Source organism: Mycobacterium sp. 852002-51152_SCH6134967 (assembly GCF_001667105.1).
GTDB classification, from domain to species: domain Bacteria; phylum Actinomycetota; class Actinomycetes; order Mycobacteriales; family Mycobacteriaceae; genus Mycobacterium; species Mycobacterium neumannii_A.
In genome coordinates this window covers 67242-82765 of the sequence record NZ_LZIK01000071.1, presented here as the reverse complement: position 1 = coordinate 82765, position 15524 = coordinate 67242, and the positions used below count along the sequence as shown (strand labels likewise).

Sequence of the window (15524 nt, the reverse complement as noted above, 5' to 3'; positions counted from 1 at the left end):
GATGGTCAAAGCCGAGGCCGTCTGTAAGAACTTCGGTGCGTTGCAGGTTCTCAAAGGCGTCACACTCGAGATCGGGCGCGGCGAAGTGCTGTGCATGGTGGGGCCGTCCGGTTCGGGCAAGTCCACGTTCCTGCGGTGCATCAACCACCTCGAAAAGGTCAACGCCGGGCGCCTGTACGTGGACGGAGAGCTGATCGGATACCGGCAGCGGGGCAACAAGATTCACGAGATGCCTCCGCGCGAAGCGGCCCGGCAGCGCCGCGACATCGGCATGGTGTTCCAGCACTTCAACCTGTTTCCCCACCGCACCGCGTTGGAGAACATCATCGAGGCACCCATTCACGTCAAGCGCGTCAAGAAGGACGAGGCGGTCGCGCGTGCCCGAGACCTGCTCGACCAGGTGGGGCTGACCGCCAAGGCCGACGCCTATCCCGCCCAGCTGTCCGGAGGGCAGCAGCAACGCGTCGCGATCGCCCGCGCTCTGGCGATGAGCCCCAAACTGATGCTGTTCGACGAGCCCACGTCGGCGCTGGACCCCGAGCTTGTGGGTGAGGTGCTCGAAGTGATGAAAAAGCTTGCCGTCGAGGGGATGACGATGGTGGTGGTGACACACGAAATGGGGTTCGCCCGCGAGGTGGCCAACCATCTGGTGTTCATGGACGGCGGCGTGGTCGTGGAGAGCGGACCGCCGCGCGACGTGCTGGCCGACCCGAAGCACGAACGCACGAAGGCGTTTCTGTCCAAGGTGCTGTAGACAGATGTCGGCCCACGTCCCGGATCCGGCCACCCCGCTGTGGCGGGCGGCCCAGGTGTTCCGATTGCTGAGTTGTCTCTATGCGCTCGGATTCCAGGTGTCGGTGAATCCGGACCTGGACCGCCCGGGTATGGCGTGGGCGCTGTTCGCGGTGTTGCTGGGGTTCAGTGCCTTGTGCGCTGTCGCCTATCTGCAGGGGTTCGGCAGACGACCGGCGTTCGTGCTGGTCGAGATCGCGGTGGTGGTGGCGTTGATCCTGTCGACCGAGGTGGTCGCCTCGTCACAGTGGGCGTTCGACAACCAGTCGTGGCCGACGACGTTGTGGGCGACCAACGCGACCATCTCGGCGGCGATCGTGGCTGGGCCGATCGCGGGCATGTTCACCGGCGTGCTCGTGATGGTGGCCAGCACCGTCGTCAAGGGCTTCATCAACTACGACCTCGGCCGCAACGCGACGATCGTCATCGAGCTCGCGGTCGGCCTAGCGGTGGGGATGGCCGCGCAGACTGCCCGACGAGCCCATTCCGAGCTGGAGCAGGCGACCAGGCTGGCCGCGGCCCACCAGGAGCGGGAGAGGTTGTCTCGGGAGGTGCACGACGGCGCCATCCAGGTGCTCGCGCTGGTCTCGCGTCGTGGCCGCGAAATCGGGGGAGCCACAGCCGAACTCGCTGAACTCGCGGGCGAGCAGGAGCGTGCGCTGAGGCGGTTGGTCAGCTCCGGTGACGCCGAACCGCGCGTCGGGGCGATGAGAGACGTCGGCGCGTTGTTGCGGCAGCGAGCGTCCGACCGCGTATCGGTCAGCCTGCCTGCCGATCCCGTACTGCTCGACGCCGTCGTGGCCACCGAGTTGTCCGCCGCGGTCGTCAACGCGCTCGACAATGTGGTCGCGCACGCCGGGCCGGACGCGCATGCCTATGTGCTGCTCGAAGACCTCGGCGACACGATCACGGTGAGCATCCGTGACGACGGCACCGGGATTCCCGAAGGGCGGCTCAAGGAGGCGGTGCGCGAGGGCCGCATCGGTGTCGCGAAATCGATTGTCGGACGGATGGACTGGCTCGGTGGCAGCGCCAAGCTGACCACCGCGCCGGAGAGCGGGACGGAATGGGAACTGACGCTACCCCGACGGTGATGGTCGTCGACGACCATCCCATCTGGCGCGACGCGGTGGCCCGCGACCTCGAAGAGGACGGTTTCACCGTGGTCGCCACGGCCGACGGCGTCGGCGCAGCGCGGCGCCGCGCCGCGGCGGTACAGCCCGATGTGGTGGTGATGGACATGCGGCTCGCCGACGGCGACGGCGCGCAGGCGACCGCGGAAGTGCTCGCCGTGTCGCCGTCATCGAAAATCCTTGTGCTGTCGGCATCCGACGAACGTGAGGACGTGCTCGAGGCGGTGAAGGCCGGGGCGACCGGATATCTGGTGAAGAGCGCGTCGAAGCAGGAACTCGGCGATGCGGTGCGCGCCACGGCCGAGGGCAGGGCCGTCTTCACCCCCGGCCTGGCGGGCCTGGTGCTCGGCGAGTACCGGCGGATCGCCCAGAATCGCGGCGGGCCCGAGACGCCGAGCCTGACCGAGCGGGAGACCGAGATCCTTCGCTACGTCGCCAAAGGGTTGACCGCCAAACAGATCGCGGCGCGGTTGTCGCTGAGCCACCGCACCGTCGAGAACCACGTGCAGGCCACGTTCCGCAAGCTGCAGGTCGCCAACCGCGTCGAGTTGGCGCGATATGCGATCGAACACGGGTTGGACGAGTAGTCCTACTCATCCCGGTGACGCCGTCGTGCTGTGACGATGGCTGCATGACCGAACCGCAGCGTGCCGTCGTCGCCCGCCTGTCCGCTGATGTCGCCGCGATCTCTGCGTACCTGGCGCGGGTGTCGTCGGACTTGACCGAACTTGACCGGCAGCTGACGTCCTTACCGCAATACCAGCCGCAGTACCAGCCGCATGCCTACCCAGCGCCGCCGCAGCATCCGTCGCATCACGCTGCGCCCGTTGCGTCTTCACCTCCACCGCCTCCGCCTTCATCCCGGGGCGAAGGCTGGATCGGCAAGCTGCTGGCGGTCGCCGGTGTCGCGGTGACGCTGATCGGGGTGGTGTTCCTCCTCGTGCTGGCCGCGCAGGCGGGCCTGTTGAGGCCCGAGATCCGCGTCGCGGCCGGGGCGGTACTGGCCGGTGGGCTTGTGGGCGCAGGCTGGTGGCTGTATCGCAGGCCCGGCGGCCGCACCGGGGCCGTCGCCCTGGCGGCGACCGGTATCGCCGCGGCGTACATGGACGTCATCGCGTTGACCACGATCTACGACTGGGTGGCCGCGCCCGCTGGACTGGTACTCGCCGCGTTGATCGGCGGCGGCGGGCTCACGCTGGCCCGGCGCTGGAACTCCGAGCAGCTGGGGCTGCTCGTCCTGGTGCCGTTGTTGGTGCTGGCGCCGATCGTGGTCGGGGGTGTGACGCTGCTGCTCGTGGCGTTCATGCTCGCGCTGTCCGCGGCCTCGCTGCCCGTGCAGATCGGCAAGGACTGGCTCTGGCTGCACGCCGCCCGCATCGCGGCCGGCACACTGCCGCCGCTGGTGGCGCTCATCGGCGTGTATTTCGACGACGGCCGCGATCTGTGGCTGGTCGGCGCGTGCGCCATCGCGGCGCTGCTCGCGATCGCCTGCGCGCTGATCCTGCTGCCGGGGACGGCCAACAAGTCGGCGATGGCCGTGCTGACGGGGGCAGGTCTGCTGCCGGTGCTGTCGGTCGCGCTGGCCGTCGACCGCATCGTCGCAGCGCTGATGGCGGCCGCACTGGCGGCCGGACTGCTTGCCATCGTGCTCATCAGCGACCGATTGCCGGGTGTGGACGGCGCGGTGCAGCGCATCTGGACGGTGCTCTCCGCACTATCGGCGCTGATCGCGGTGGTGGTGGCGTTCGACGGCCCGATCGCGGGGCCGGTCCTGCTGGCGATGGCGCTGGTGGTCGCGACGGCAGGACGGCAGCTCGTCATGGCCAAGGCGATCTCGATCGGCTTCGCGGTCGTGGGCGCCGTCTACTACCTGAACTGGGCCCCGCCGGACACGCTGATGCGGGGGACGGCGACCAGCGGCGGGGTGGCGGCGTCGACGCTGATCGCCAGCGTCCTGCTGATCGCGTGGTCGGTGACGATCGTGTGGGCGTTCGACCGCAGAAACTCGGCCTGGTGGGCGGTCGCGGCCGCGGTGGCCGGATATGCGGTCACCACGTTCGCCGTCACGACCGGCGTGTTGGTTGGCGGCACCGACAGCGGCTTCTACGCCGGTCACATGGCGGCGACCATCTGCTGGATCGGTCTGGCCGCGGCGTTGTTCGGCTACGCGGCGCGGTTGCCACGAGCCGACCGCTCGGTTCCGATCGCCGGGGGACTGGCGCTGGTGGCCGCGGCGGTGGCGAAGTTGTTCCTGTTCGACCTGGGCACGCTCGACGGGATCTTCCGGGTGGTGGTGTTCATCGTCGTCGGCCTGGTGCTGTTGGGCATGGGCGCCGGATATGCCCGCCTCTTGGACAGGCAAGACCAACAAAATGACCTCTGACCAGGAAATGTGCTAAACTGGAATTAGTCCAGAAAAGGAGGCGTTGTAGCGATCATGACCACAACAACACGTCGTTCAGAAGCAGACATCCAGGCTTTCGAGGCCTCGCCGGAACTCAGCGACAGCCTGCAGCGGGTTCTGGTCGATCTAATCGAGCTGCATCTTCAGGGTAAGCAGGCCCACTGGAACATCGTCGGCACCAACTTCCGCGACCTTCATCTACAACTCGACGAACTCGTCGACTTCGCCCGTGAGGGCAGCGACACCATCGCCGAGCGGATGCGTGCGATGGAGGCCTGGCCCGATGGCCGGTCGGATACGGTCACCGCCAGCACCACTCTGCCGCAGTTCCCCGCCTACGCGGTGAGCACGCAGGACGCGGTCGACCTGATCACGGCTCGGGTATACGCCGCGGTCGACACCATGCGTCAGGTTCACGACGCGGTGGACGCCGAGGACCCGACCTCCGCCGACATCCTCCATCAGCTGATCGAGGGTCTCGAGAAGCTGGCCTGGCTGATCAAGTCCGAGAACCGCAAGGTCTAGAGGGACCCCCACGCCGCGACCGTGCGTTTCACTACGCCGGTCGCGGCGTTTTGCGTATGCAACGGCACAGTCGCGAAGGTGAGTCGTTTTCCGCGATCGGGGTATATCTCCCGCCGTGACTGTGACACGCGATATTCACGCCTCCCGTCAGCAGGTCTGGGACGTCATGGCCGACGGGTGGACCTACTCGCAATGGGTGGTCGGCAACAGCCGGATGCGGGCTGTCGACCCGAACTGGCCGGCGCCCGGATCCGAGATCCGCCATTCGGTGGGCGTCTGGCCCCTGCTGCTCGACGATAAAACCGTGGTGGAGAAGAGTGTGCCGCCCGAGGAGTTGGTCCTGCACGCCAAGGGCCGGCCTTTCGGGGGCGCGCGAATCACTCTGCGGCTGTTCGAGATTCCCGACGGATGCCGGGTGGAGATGACGGAAGTCCCGGTGAGCGGTCCAGCCGCGGTGATGCCCAACAAGCTGACCGACCTCGCCGTCTACCCCCGTAACCGCGAAACCCTGTGGCGGCTGGCCGCCCTGGCCGAGCGGCTCAAACCGACTGAGGTCGAGAGCTGAGCGGTTCGAGTTCCACCGCGTCGCGCACGGCCGCGTCGTCGCGACGTCCGACGAGGTACCACGTCGTCATGACGCCCTTGCCTTTGACCTCGACTTCACCACGAGGCTCCAGCACGAAGGTGCTGCGCAGGCGTTCGTAGACGTCCTGGGGCACCTGAATGCGCCCTTCGACGTCGGTGGTCTCCATCCGGGATGCGACGTTGACCGCATCGCCCCATACGTCGTAGAAGAACTTGCGGGCCCCGACGACCCCGGCGACGACCGGTCCCGCGGCCAGGCCGATCCGCAACGGCACCTTGCGTCCGCGCGGATCACGCAGGTCGGCTACGGCGTCGGCCATGTCGAGCGCCAGGCACGCCAGTGCTTCGAGGTGATCCGGCCGTGGATGCGGCACACCGCTGACCACCATGTACGAGTCGCCGCTGGTTTTGACCTTCTCCAACCCGTGACGGTCGACGAGTGCGTCCAGATCCGTGTAGAGCCGGTCAAGGAAGCGCACCAGATCGCAGGGATTGGTGTCGCTGGCCCGCTCGGTGTACCCGGCGATGTCGGCGAACAGGATCGACGCGTCGTCGTACCTGTCGGCGATGACCGTGCGGGTCGGGTCCTTGAGCCGCTCGGCGATGGTCGCGGGCAGGATGTTCGCCAGCAGACGTTCGGACCGTTCGTATTCGGCCTCCATCGCCAACCGCGCCCGGCGCAGCTCCCGGAGCGCGAACCACAGCGTGGCGACGACGAGGATCCACGCCGTGGCCACGGTGAGGACGAACGAGGTCGTCCGGGCCCAATCCGGTTGAATGCCGGTGTTTTCGGGGACGAGGTACTCCAGCGCCACGACCGTCGCCGCGCCCAGCGCCGCCAGTACGGAAGCCAGCACGATGTGGTCGATGCCGAGAATGACCACCACGATCGCGGCGGCGGCGACGAAGTAGAACTGCAGCCCCGACCCGGTGCCCAACTGTATGCACTGGATCGCGATGGTCACGTACGCGACCGCGAAGAACACCAGCGGTGCGACGAGTTCACCGAACCGGCACAGCAGCGGAATCGTCGCGAACGCCACGGCGCTGACGAGGCTGAGTACCGGGATCCACCACACCTCGACACCGACGAGCAGACCCTGAAAACCGAAGAAGGCGCTGATCGCCGCGCTGATCATTGCGGTGACGTCGAGCACCCGGCGGCGTCGCACGGACCTTTCCGCTTGGTGCCGAACCCGGGCGGGCGTCCGGTTCTCCAGCGCCACATCGGGCACGCAGACCGGCCGCAGCCTCATCTCCACGACTAGAGCGTAACGCCGAACCGGATCGACCTGCTGATTCTCGGTGCCCTCGGTGAGACTCGAACTCACACTGTCACGATTTTGAGTCGTGTGCCTCTGCCAATTGGGCTACGAGGGCTGTAGTAGTTGGACGGCTCTGTTGCGCGGCTTACCACCTTAGATGATGCCCCGAACTCGCTGAACGGCACCGCTACCGCCACAATGGCTTCCATGGCAACCGCTGCTGGGGCACCGCCAGAGGCCGGTAAGGCCCGCCGTGTGCTCGTCGCCGAGGACGAAGCGCTGATTCGGATGGACTTGGCGGAGATGCTCCGCGAAGAAGGCTACGAGATCGTCGGCGAGGCCGGCGACGGCCAGGAGGCCGTCGATCTCGCCGAGAGCCTCAAGCCCGACCTCGTGATCATGGACGTCAAGATGCCCCGTCGCGACGGCATCGACGCGGCGGCCGAGATCGCCAGCAAGCGCATCGCGCCGATCGTCATCCTGACCGCGTTCAGCCAACGACAACTGGTCGAACGCGCCAGGGATGCCGGTGCCATGGCCTACCTGGTCAAACCCTTCACCGTCACCGACCTCATCCCGGCCATCGAGGTCGCGGTGAGCCGCTTCGGCGAGATCGCCGCGCTGGAGCAGGAAGTGGCCACATTGGCCGACCGGCTGGAGACGCGCAAGCTCGTCGAACGGGCCAAAGGTTTGCTGCAGGCCAAACAGGGGATGACCGAGCCCGAGGCGTTCAAGTGGATTCAACGTGCCGCGATGGACCGGCGCACCACCATGAAACGCGTCGCCGAAGTGGTCCTCGAAACCCTCGACACACCGAGCGACGCGCCGGAGTCGAGCTAACTTCGCCACCCCGTAAAAAGTGCGTTTCCGATGGCGCGGTTTGACCGCGACGGCCGCGACGCGTCGTTCAACACCGCGCACCAGCGCCGAGCGTTGGCTATGGTCTTCCCGGAACGTCGCCGCCCCCGCCCGCCGGGCCGAGGCGCCGGAGCCGACTAACACAACGACCCGGAGGTGAAGCGTGCGCGGTCGCATGGCACGGAAAGCATTTGCTATCAGCAGCGCTGGTCTGGTTGTGCTCGGCATAGCCGGCTGCCAACAGGCCGAGCCGACCGAGGGCGGTGAGGCACAGACCGCTCTGAAGATCGTCGAACAGGTACAGATCGACGAGAACGGCGCCGAGGTCAAGGCCGACGAGAGCGCCGCGCCTGCCGACCCCGCCGGTGACGGCAACGCGCAGTGCCCGCCGGTGTCGCTGGCGATGGCCGGAGCGCTCAACGGTCCCGATGCGGCATTGGGCATCAACATCAAGAACGGCATCCAGCTGGCCGTGGACAAGCACAACGCCGCGAACCCGGGTTGCCAGGTCCAGCTGAAGACCTTCGACACCGAGGGTGATCCGCAGAAGGCCACCCAGATCGCACCGCAGATCATCAACGACGCCTCCACCATCGGCCTGATCGGTCCCGCGTTCTCCGGTGAGACCATGGCCACCGGCGACGTGTTCAATCAGGCCGGTCTCGTCGCCGCCACGGCCTCGGCCACCAACGTGACGCTGTCCGACAAGGGCTGGCGGACCTTCTTCCGCGGTCTGGGCAACGACGGCGTGCAGGGCCCCTCGGTGGCCAACTACCTGAAGAACACCCTCGGCCACAAGAAGGTCTGCGTCGTCGACGACAGCACCGACTACGGCCTGGGCCTGGCGCAGACCGTTCGTCAGACGCTCGGTCCGGTGGCCGACTCGTCCTGCAACATCTCGGTCAAGAAGGGCGACAAGGACTTCTCGGCGGCCGTGACCCAGATCAAGGGCGCCACCCCGGACTCGGTGTTCTTCAGCGGTTACTACGCCGAAGCGGCGCCGTTCGTGCAGCAGCTGCGGGACGGCGGGTACGAGGGAACGTTCGCCAGCGCCGACGGCACCAAGGATCCCGAGTTCGTCAAGCAGGCCGGCGACGCGGCCAAGGACGCCGTGCTGTCCTGCCCGTGCGGCCCGGCCACCGGCGGCTTCGCCGACGAGTACAACAAGAAGTTCAACCAGGCACCGGGCACCTACAGCAGCGAGGGCTACGACCTGGGCACCATCCTGCTGAAGGGCATCGACTCGGGCGCCGTTACCCGGCCCGCGCTGCTCGACTTCGTCCGCAATTACGACGGTCGCGGTGTGGCCCGGCAGTACCAGTGGACCCCGAACGGCGAGCTGACCACCAGCTTGATCTGGATCTACAAAGTTCAATAGCCGCTGAGGCGAACGCGTCCGAGACCGAAAGGCTCGGACGCGTTTTCGCTAGAGGCCCGTTCCCGCGAGGAGCCGCCACCGGATGACCGGGATCCCACCCGAGTGCGTCGACCAGTACACCTGCTTGGCCGCCAACATCAGCTTCAACCTCGACGGGTTGCGAGACGGCTTCTGGCAGTTGACGATCGACGGACTTTCGTGGGGCGCCATCTACGCGTTGGTGGCCGTCGGCTACACGTTGGTCTACGGCGTGCTGAAGCTGATCAACTTCGCGCATTCGGAAGTGTTCATGTTCGGCATGTTCGGAGCGTACTTCTGCCTCGACATGATCCTGGGTTTCACACCGAGCGGTAACACCTACAACAGGGGCATCGCCCTGACGGTGCTGTATCTCGGTATCGCCATGCTGTTCGCGATGGCGGTGTCCGGTGCCACCGCGGTGGGCCTGGAGGCGGTGGCCTACCGACCGCTGCGACGACGCAAGGCCGACCGACTGTCGTTTCTCATCACCGCGATCGGCATGTCGTTCGTGCTGCAGGAATTCGTGCACTTCATCCTGCCCAAGATCATCGACGGGTACGGCGGATCCAATGCGCAACAACCGATCCGGCTCGTCGCGCCTGAAACCCAGTTCACGGTGTTCGGTTCCGCGGTCTCCAACATCACGCTGATCATCGTCGGCGCGGCGCTGGTTCTCGCCCTGATGACCGATCTGACCATCAACCGGACCAGGTTCGGGCGCGGGATCCGGGCGGTTGCCCAGGACCCGGACACCGCGACCCTGATGGGTGTCTCGCGCGAACGCATCATCATGACGACGTTTTTGATCGGCGGCCTGCTGGCCGGGGCGGCCGCGCTGCTGTACACGCTGAAGGTGCCGCAGGGCATCATCTACTCCGGCGGTTTCCTGCTCGGCATCAAGGCGTTCTCGGCCGCGGTCCTCGGCGGCATCGGCAACCTGCGCGGCGCCCTGCTGGGCGGGCTGCTGCTCGGCATCATGGAGAACTACGGGCAGGCCGTGTTCGGGACCCAGTGGCGTGACGTCGTCGCCTTCGTGCTGCTGGTTCTCGTTCTGTTCTTCAGGCCGACGGGGATACTCGGCGAAAGCCTCGGGAAGGCGCGAGCATGAGGGCCAGCGAGAGGGTCTTGGCACCCGGCGACGCACTGCGTCGGTGGTGGGACGGGCTTTCCCGCGCGCAGAAGTGGGGCTTCGGGTTGATCGCCTTCGGCCTGCTCGCGCTGCTGCCGCTGTTTCCGCCGCCGTTCCTGAACACGCCGAACATCAGCTTCGGCGGCACCATGGCGCAGTTCGCGATGGTCGCGATCATCGCGATCGGCCTCAACGTCGTGGTCGGCCAGGCCGGTCTGCTCGACCTCGGCTACGTCGGGTTCTACGCCGTGGGCGCGTACACCGTTGCGCTGCTGACCAGTCCGAATAGTCCGTGGAACAAGATGGGCGCCACGGGGTGGTTCAACGAGGACTGGGCGTGGCTGGCGTGTGTACCGCTGGCGATGGCGATCACCGCGCTGACGGGTTTGATCCTGGGAACGCCGACGCTGAGGTTGCGCGGCGACTACCTGGCGATCGTCACACTGGGGTTCGGCGAGATCATTCGCCTGATGGCTGACAACCTCTCGGAGGTGACCAACGGGCCGCGCGGCCTCAACGAGGTCGCCTATCCACGGGTGGGGGCGAGCGAACGCGTGCCCGACGGCGTCTTCTCGAGCGGCAACTCCGCGGGCGACGCCAACTACGGGACGTGGTGGTTCTGGTTGGGCATCGTGCTGATGATCGGGATCCTGGTCCTGGTGGGCAACCTCGAACGCAGCCGCGTGGGACGTGCCTGGATCGCGGTCCGCGAGGACGAGGACGCCGCGGAAGTGATGGGCGTCAACACGTTCCGGTTCAAGCTCTGGGCCTTCGTCATCGGCGCGGCGATCGGTGGGCTGTCGGGCGCGCTGTACGCCGGTCAGGTGCAGTTCGTGGCCCCACCGACGTTCAACATCATCAACTCGATGCTGTTCCTGTGCGCGGTGGTGCTCGGCGGGCAGGGCAACAAGCTCGGCGTGGTGGTCGGCGCGTTCATCATCGTCTACCTGCCGAACCGGTTGCTGGGGGTGGAGTTCCTCGGCATCAACCTCGGTGACCTGAAGTACCTGTTCTTCGGGCTGGCGCTGGTGGTGTTGATGATCTTCCGGCCGCAGGGCCTGTTCCCGGCGCGAGCGCAATTGCTGGCCTACGGTAAGGCCGCCCGCGACCTGCTGCGCTCGCCGGAGAAGGAGTCGGCGCGATGACCATCGAAGAGTTGGCGGGTGTGCACCGCGAGATCCAGGCCGCAGAGGGTGAAATCCTGTTGCGGACAACTGATCTCACAATGAAGTTCGGCGGGCTGACGGCGCTGGACTCGGTGTCCTTCGACATCCGCCGCGGTGAGATTCTCGGCATGATCGGGCCGAACGGGGCAGGCAAGACCACGTGCTTCAACGCGATCACCGGCGTGTACCGACCCACGTCGGGCACCGTCACGTTCGACGGCGCGCCGCTGGGCCGGATCAAACGCCACCAGATCACCCGCCGCGGTATCGCCCGCACCTTCCAGAACATCCGGTTGTGGGGCGAGATGACGGCTCTGGAGAACGTCATGGTCGGCACCGACGCCAGGCACTTCACCTCGGTGCCGGGTGCGCTGGTCCGCTCCCCGCGCCACCGCCGCGAGGAGCGGTCGGCTATCGAGAGGTCCGCGGCGCTACTGCATTTCGTCGGGATCGCGAACCGCGGCGAGGAGAAGGCGAAGAACCTGTCGTACGGCGATCAGCGCCGGCTGGAGATCGCCCGGGCGCTGGCCACCGAACCCAAACTGCTGTGTCTGGACGAACCGGCCGCAGGGTTCAACCCGCGCGAGAAGGCCGCCTTGATCGAACTGATCCAGAAGATCCGCGACGACGGCTACACGGTGCTGCTGATCGAACACGATATGAGGCTGGTGATGGGCGTGACCGATCGCATCGTGGTGTTGGAGTTCGGGCGCAAGATTGCCGACGGCCTGCCTTCCGACATCCGCGAGGACCCGAAGGTCATCGCAGCCTATCTGGGGGTGCCCGATGACAGCCTCGAATGAAGGGCCGACTGAGCAGGCCTCCGAACGGCCCGTCATCCTCGAGCTGCGCGACATCGTCGTGCAGTACGGCAGAATCCGTGCACTGCACGGTATCTCGCTGAAGGTCCACGAGGGTGAGCTCGTCACGCTACTTGGCTCCAACGGCGCCGGTAAGACGACCACCATGCGTGCGATCTCGGGGCTGCTGCCCCTGACGTCGGGCTCGATATGGTTCGAGGGTCAGGACATCAGCAAGGTCAAGGCCCATCAACGCGTGGTCCAGGGGCTGGTGCAGGCGCCAGAGGGGCGGGGGGTGTTCCCGGGGATGACGGTCGTGGAAAACCTCGAAATGGGTTGTTACGGCCGTAAATTCCCCTCCCGCTCCGAGCACAGGCAACGACTGGACTGGATCCTGGAGACGTTTCCTCGGTTGGCCGAACGCCGCAGCCAGGTCGGCGGCACGCTGTCGGGTGGCGAGCAGCAGATGCTCGCGATCGGCCGGGCGCTGATGGCCAGGCCGCGGGTGTTGCTGCTCGACGAGCCGTCCATGGGCCTGGCGCCGATGGTGATCTCGCAGATCTTCAGGATCATCGCGGAGATCAACGCACAGGGCACCACGGTGCTGCTGGTGGAGCAGAACGCGCAGCAGGCGCTGAGCCGGTCGGACCGCGCCTACATCCTCGAGACCGGTGAGGTCACACGCACCGGGGATGCCCGGGAGTTGTTGAACGACGACAGCATTCGCGCCGCCTACCTCGGTGTCGCTTGATCAACTGACCTCGAAGCGCTTGATCCGCGCCGCGGCGCCCGATACCAGCTTGAGCCGGCTTGGCGCGACGCCCAGGTGCGCGGCGAGCAGTTTGGTGACGGCCCTGGTGGCCTTGCCCTCGACGGCTCGCTCCCGAACGTAGACCGTCAGCTCGCCAGCGTCGTCGACCTCCACCAGCGGGCCTTTCGCGCTGCCGGGCTTGACGCGGACGACGACGATCATCGCCGTCGCACCCAGGGCCATGTCATCAACGCCCACACGGCGAAGACCAGGGCCGCAGTACTCACGATGTAGACCGGCCATGGCCCGAGGATGTCCAACGCCGACGCGGTCTCCGGTTTGTGGTTCGTGAAGCCGTAATTGGTGTCGGCGATCCTGTTGAACACGACGGTCACCACCGCCCACCCGCTGGTGACCGCCACCGCCAGTCGGTAGTCGCGCCAGTCGGGCCGCATGCCGCGGCCCCAGGTCAGATAGATCGCCGCCCACACCACGAGCAGGTGGATCGCATAGAACGCCAGGAAGCGGTAGTGCGGAAAGTCGGGGCCCCGCAACACCGGTGAGATCAACGCTTGCACGCTCAGCACCAGACCCCAGTAGTAGGTGAGCGCATACGCCCACTGCCGCTGGGACCACAGCGCGTAGGCCGCGACGACGGTCGCCAGGTCGGTGAGCTGAAGCGGCACCGAACCGGCCAGGGTCGGCGGCACCAGGTTGTAGACCAGGATCGCAGCGTAGATCAGCGCGGTCAGCCCGCCGAGCGCACGGCCCCACCGCTGCGCCTGCGCGTCCGTCTGCCGGCGACCCGCCCACACCAGCACGGAGGCGCCGACCACGAACACGGTGATGGCGCCCCAGTAGGAGGGGCCGTACGGTTCGAACTGCCTAGCGAGCAACAATCACGGACGAGCCGTGCCCGAACAGGCCCTGGTTGGCGGTGACACCGACCGTGGCGCCTTCGACCTGGCGGCCGGTCGCCTGTCCCTTCAGTTGCCAGGTCAGCTCGCACACCTGCGCAATGGCCTGCGCCGGAATGGCTTCGCCGAAGCACGCCAGGCCGCCGGACGGGTTGACCGGGATCTTCCCGCCGATCGCCGTCGCACCGCTGCGCAGCAGTTGCTCGGCCTCGCCCCTCGGGCATAGGCCCAGGTGCTCGTACCAGTCGAGTTCGAGCGCGGTGGACAGGTCATACACCTCGGCGAGGCTCAAGTCCTCCGGCCCGATGCCGGCCTCGGCGTAGGCGGCGTCGAGGATCTGGTCCTTGAACACCCGTTCGGGCGCACCCACCACCGCGGTGGAATCCGTTGCGATGTCCGGCAATTCGGGCAGATGCTGCGGGTACTGCGGTGTCACCGTGCTGACGGCGCGCACCGACGGAACCCCGTCGACCGAACCCAGATGCTTCTCGGCGAACGACTTGCTCGCCACCACCAGCGCGGCCGCGCCGTCCGACGTCGCGCAGATGTCAAGCAGCCGTAGGGGATCGGAGACCACCGGGCTGGCGAGCACGTCGTCGATCGTGGCTTCCTTGCGGTAGCGCGCGTTCGGGTTGTCCAACCCGTGCTTGGCGTTCTTCACCTTCACCGCGGCGAAGTCCTCCAGCGTGGCTCCGTAGAGGTCCATGCGCCGGCGCGCCAGCAGGGCGAAGTAGACGGTGTTGGTGGCGCCGATCAGGTGGAAGCGCTGCCAGTCGGGGTCGTTCTTACGCTCACCGCCGACCGGGGCGAAAAAGCCCTTCGGCGTGGTGTCGGCGCCGATCACGAGCGCCACATCGCAGAATCCGGCGAGGATATGGGCGCGGGCACTCTGCAGGGCCTGAGAACCGCTGGCGCACGCGGCGTAACTCGACGACACGGGCACACCGTTCCAGCCCAGCTTCTGCGCGAACGTCGAGCCGGCCACGAAGCCGGGGTAGCCGTTGCGGATCGTGTCCGCTCCCGCGACGAGCTGAATCTGCCGCCAGTCCAGGCCCGCCTCGGCCAGCGCGGCCCGCGCGGCCACGACGCCGTACTCGGTGAAGTCGCGCCCCCATTTGCCCCACGGGTGCATGCCGGCGCCGAGGATGTACAGCGGTTCGGGACTCATGACGCAGGCCTCCATGCGTAGACGACGCGTTCGACGCCGTCGTCGTCGACGAACAGCGGCATCGTGGTCAGCTCCATCTCCATACCGACCTTCAGGTCGGCGGCCAAGGTTCCCTCGACGACCTTGCCCAGCACGATCAGACCCTCGTCGGCGAGCTGCACCGCGGCAACGGCGAAGGGCTCGAAGGGATCCGGCGCCGGGTACGGCGGTGGGGGAGCGTAACGGTTCTCGGTGTAGCTCCACAGAGTTCCGCGCCGCGACAGCGGCACCTGCGCCAGTTCGTCACCGTCGCACGCGGGATTGGGACAGTTGTTGGCGCGGGGCGGAAACACATACGTGCCGCACTGGTGGCACTTGCCGCCGATCAGATAGGGCGCTCCGGACCCGTCGGTGGCGAACCAACCGTCGATCGCGGGCTGAGTGGAAGCTGACACCCGCTCAGAGTACCGAGTGGAGCGGCAGAACTGAAACGTGTTCCAGTTCAGTGGGACATGGGTCTGACCGTCGTGAGCGTGCGAATTCATCCGACCGCGCCGGCGAGTCGCGGATGAAACCGCACATCCACGGGCCACGTCCGCGGGCCACGTCGGTCGCCGCGGCGGTGGCCTCGATGTCGGCGGCGGTGCCTAGAG

The 15524-nt window shown here is 67.0% G+C and carries 17 protein-coding genes and 1 tRNA gene; 12 read left to right on the top strand and 6 right to left on the bottom strand.

Annotated elements, in window-relative coordinates:
- The first annotated feature begins 1 nt into the window (after position 1).
- The 6 genes from A5790_RS24425 to A5790_RS24400 all read left to right on the top strand — a co-directional run bounded on the left by A5790_RS24425 (position 2) and on the right by A5790_RS24400 (position 5419).
- A complete protein-coding gene (locus A5790_RS24425) occupies positions 2–754 on the top strand; it encodes an amino acid ABC transporter ATP-binding protein (RefSeq protein ID WP_066850462.1) in 753 nt (250 codons plus the stop codon).
- A gap of 4 nt (positions 755–758) precedes the next feature.
- Positions 759–1886: a MacS family sensor histidine kinase gene (gene macS / locus A5790_RS24420; protein ID WP_197696880.1), complete on the top strand. Its 1128-nt coding sequence runs from the start codon at positions 759–761 to the stop codon at positions 1884–1886.
- On the top strand, positions 1859–2512 hold the full coding sequence (locus tag A5790_RS24415; RefSeq protein ID WP_064395588.1) for a response regulator transcription factor: 654 nt from the start codon (positions 1859–1861) through the stop codon (positions 2510–2512). The genes macS and A5790_RS24415 overlap by 28 nt, the downstream gene beginning before the upstream one ends.
- A 44-nt stretch (positions 2513–2556) precedes the next feature.
- On the top strand, positions 2557–4308 hold the full coding sequence (locus tag A5790_RS24410; protein WP_066850225.1) for a DUF2339 domain-containing protein: 1752 nt from the start codon (positions 2557–2559) through the stop codon (positions 4306–4308).
- A gap of 54 nt (positions 4309–4362) precedes the next feature.
- Positions 4363–4854: a Dps family protein gene (locus tag A5790_RS24405; protein WP_066850221.1), complete on the top strand. Its 492-nt coding sequence runs from the start codon at positions 4363–4365 to the stop codon at positions 4852–4854.
- 115 nt (positions 4855–4969) lie between these two features.
- Positions 4970–5419: an SRPBCC family protein gene (locus A5790_RS24400; RefSeq protein WP_066850218.1), complete on the top strand. Its 450-nt coding sequence runs from the start codon at positions 4970–4972 to the stop codon at positions 5417–5419.
- Here A5790_RS24400 and A5790_RS24395 read toward each other — a convergent pair.
- Complete coding sequence (locus tag A5790_RS24395; RefSeq protein WP_082961879.1) at positions 5394–6695, bottom strand: adenylate/guanylate cyclase domain-containing protein; 1302 nt, start codon at positions 6693–6695, stop codon at positions 5394–5396. The two genes, A5790_RS24400 and A5790_RS24395, sit on opposite strands and share 26 nt — an antisense overlap.
- 50 nt (positions 6696–6745) lie before the next feature.
- A tRNA-Leu gene (locus tag A5790_RS24390) sits at positions 6746–6819 on the bottom strand.
- A 92-nt stretch (positions 6820–6911) separates the two neighbouring features.
- Here A5790_RS24390 and A5790_RS24385 point away from each other — a divergent pair.
- The 6 genes from A5790_RS24385 (at position 6912) to A5790_RS24360 (ending at position 12807) form a co-directional block, all read left to right on the top strand.
- Positions 6912–7544, top strand: coding sequence for an ANTAR domain-containing response regulator (locus A5790_RS24385; RefSeq protein WP_066850215.1), 633 nt, complete (start codon positions 6912–6914; stop codon positions 7542–7544).
- Between the two features lie 181 nt (positions 7545–7725).
- Complete coding sequence (locus A5790_RS24380) at positions 7726–8940, top strand: branched-chain amino acid ABC transporter substrate-binding protein (RefSeq protein ID WP_066850212.1); 1215 nt, start codon at positions 7726–7728, stop codon at positions 8938–8940.
- Between the two features lie 82 nt (positions 8941–9022).
- Positions 9023–10069 carry a branched-chain amino acid ABC transporter permease gene (locus A5790_RS24375; protein WP_066850210.1) on the top strand — a complete coding sequence of 349 codons (1047 nt, stop codon included), beginning with the start codon at positions 9023–9025 and terminating at the stop codon, positions 10067–10069.
- Positions 10066–11235: a branched-chain amino acid ABC transporter permease gene (locus tag A5790_RS24370; protein ID WP_066850208.1), complete on the top strand. Its 1170-nt coding sequence runs from the start codon at positions 10066–10068 to the stop codon at positions 11233–11235. The genes A5790_RS24375 and A5790_RS24370 overlap by 4 nt, the downstream gene beginning before the upstream one ends.
- Positions 11232–12059, top strand: coding sequence for an ABC transporter ATP-binding protein (locus A5790_RS24365; RefSeq protein ID WP_064395705.1), 828 nt, complete (start codon positions 11232–11234; stop codon positions 12057–12059). The genes A5790_RS24370 and A5790_RS24365 overlap by 4 nt, the downstream gene beginning before the upstream one ends.
- The gene (locus tag A5790_RS24360; RefSeq protein ID WP_066850206.1) at positions 12043–12807 is read left to right on the top strand and encodes an ABC transporter ATP-binding protein; all 765 of its coding nucleotides are present in this window, start codon (positions 12043–12045) and stop codon (positions 12805–12807) included. The genes A5790_RS24365 and A5790_RS24360 overlap by 17 nt, the downstream gene beginning before the upstream one ends.
- Here A5790_RS24360 and A5790_RS24355 read toward each other — a convergent pair whose 3' ends face one another.
- Genes A5790_RS24355 through A5790_RS24340 form a run of 4 tightly spaced genes read right to left on the bottom strand, consistent with a single transcriptional unit; the run spans position 12808 to position 15326 of the window.
- Complete coding sequence (locus A5790_RS24355; protein ID WP_082961878.1) at positions 12808–13029, bottom strand: DUF167 domain-containing protein; 222 nt, start codon at positions 13027–13029, stop codon at positions 12808–12810.
- Entirely contained in the window at positions 13026–13703 is a 678-nt protein-coding gene (locus A5790_RS24350; RefSeq protein ID WP_066850202.1) for a TIGR02206 family membrane protein, read from the bottom strand. The genes A5790_RS24355 and A5790_RS24350 overlap by 4 nt, the downstream gene beginning before the upstream one ends.
- Positions 13693–14892, bottom strand: a complete 1200-nt coding sequence (locus A5790_RS24345; protein WP_066850456.1) for a lipid-transfer protein — start codon at positions 14890–14892, stop codon at positions 13693–13695. The genes A5790_RS24350 and A5790_RS24345 overlap by 11 nt, the downstream gene beginning before the upstream one ends.
- Positions 14889–15326: a Zn-ribbon domain-containing OB-fold protein gene (locus A5790_RS24340; protein ID WP_064395703.1), complete on the bottom strand. Its 438-nt coding sequence runs from the start codon at positions 15324–15326 to the stop codon at positions 14889–14891. The genes A5790_RS24345 and A5790_RS24340 overlap by 4 nt, the downstream gene beginning before the upstream one ends.
- Between the last annotated feature and the right edge of the window lie 198 nt (positions 15327–15524).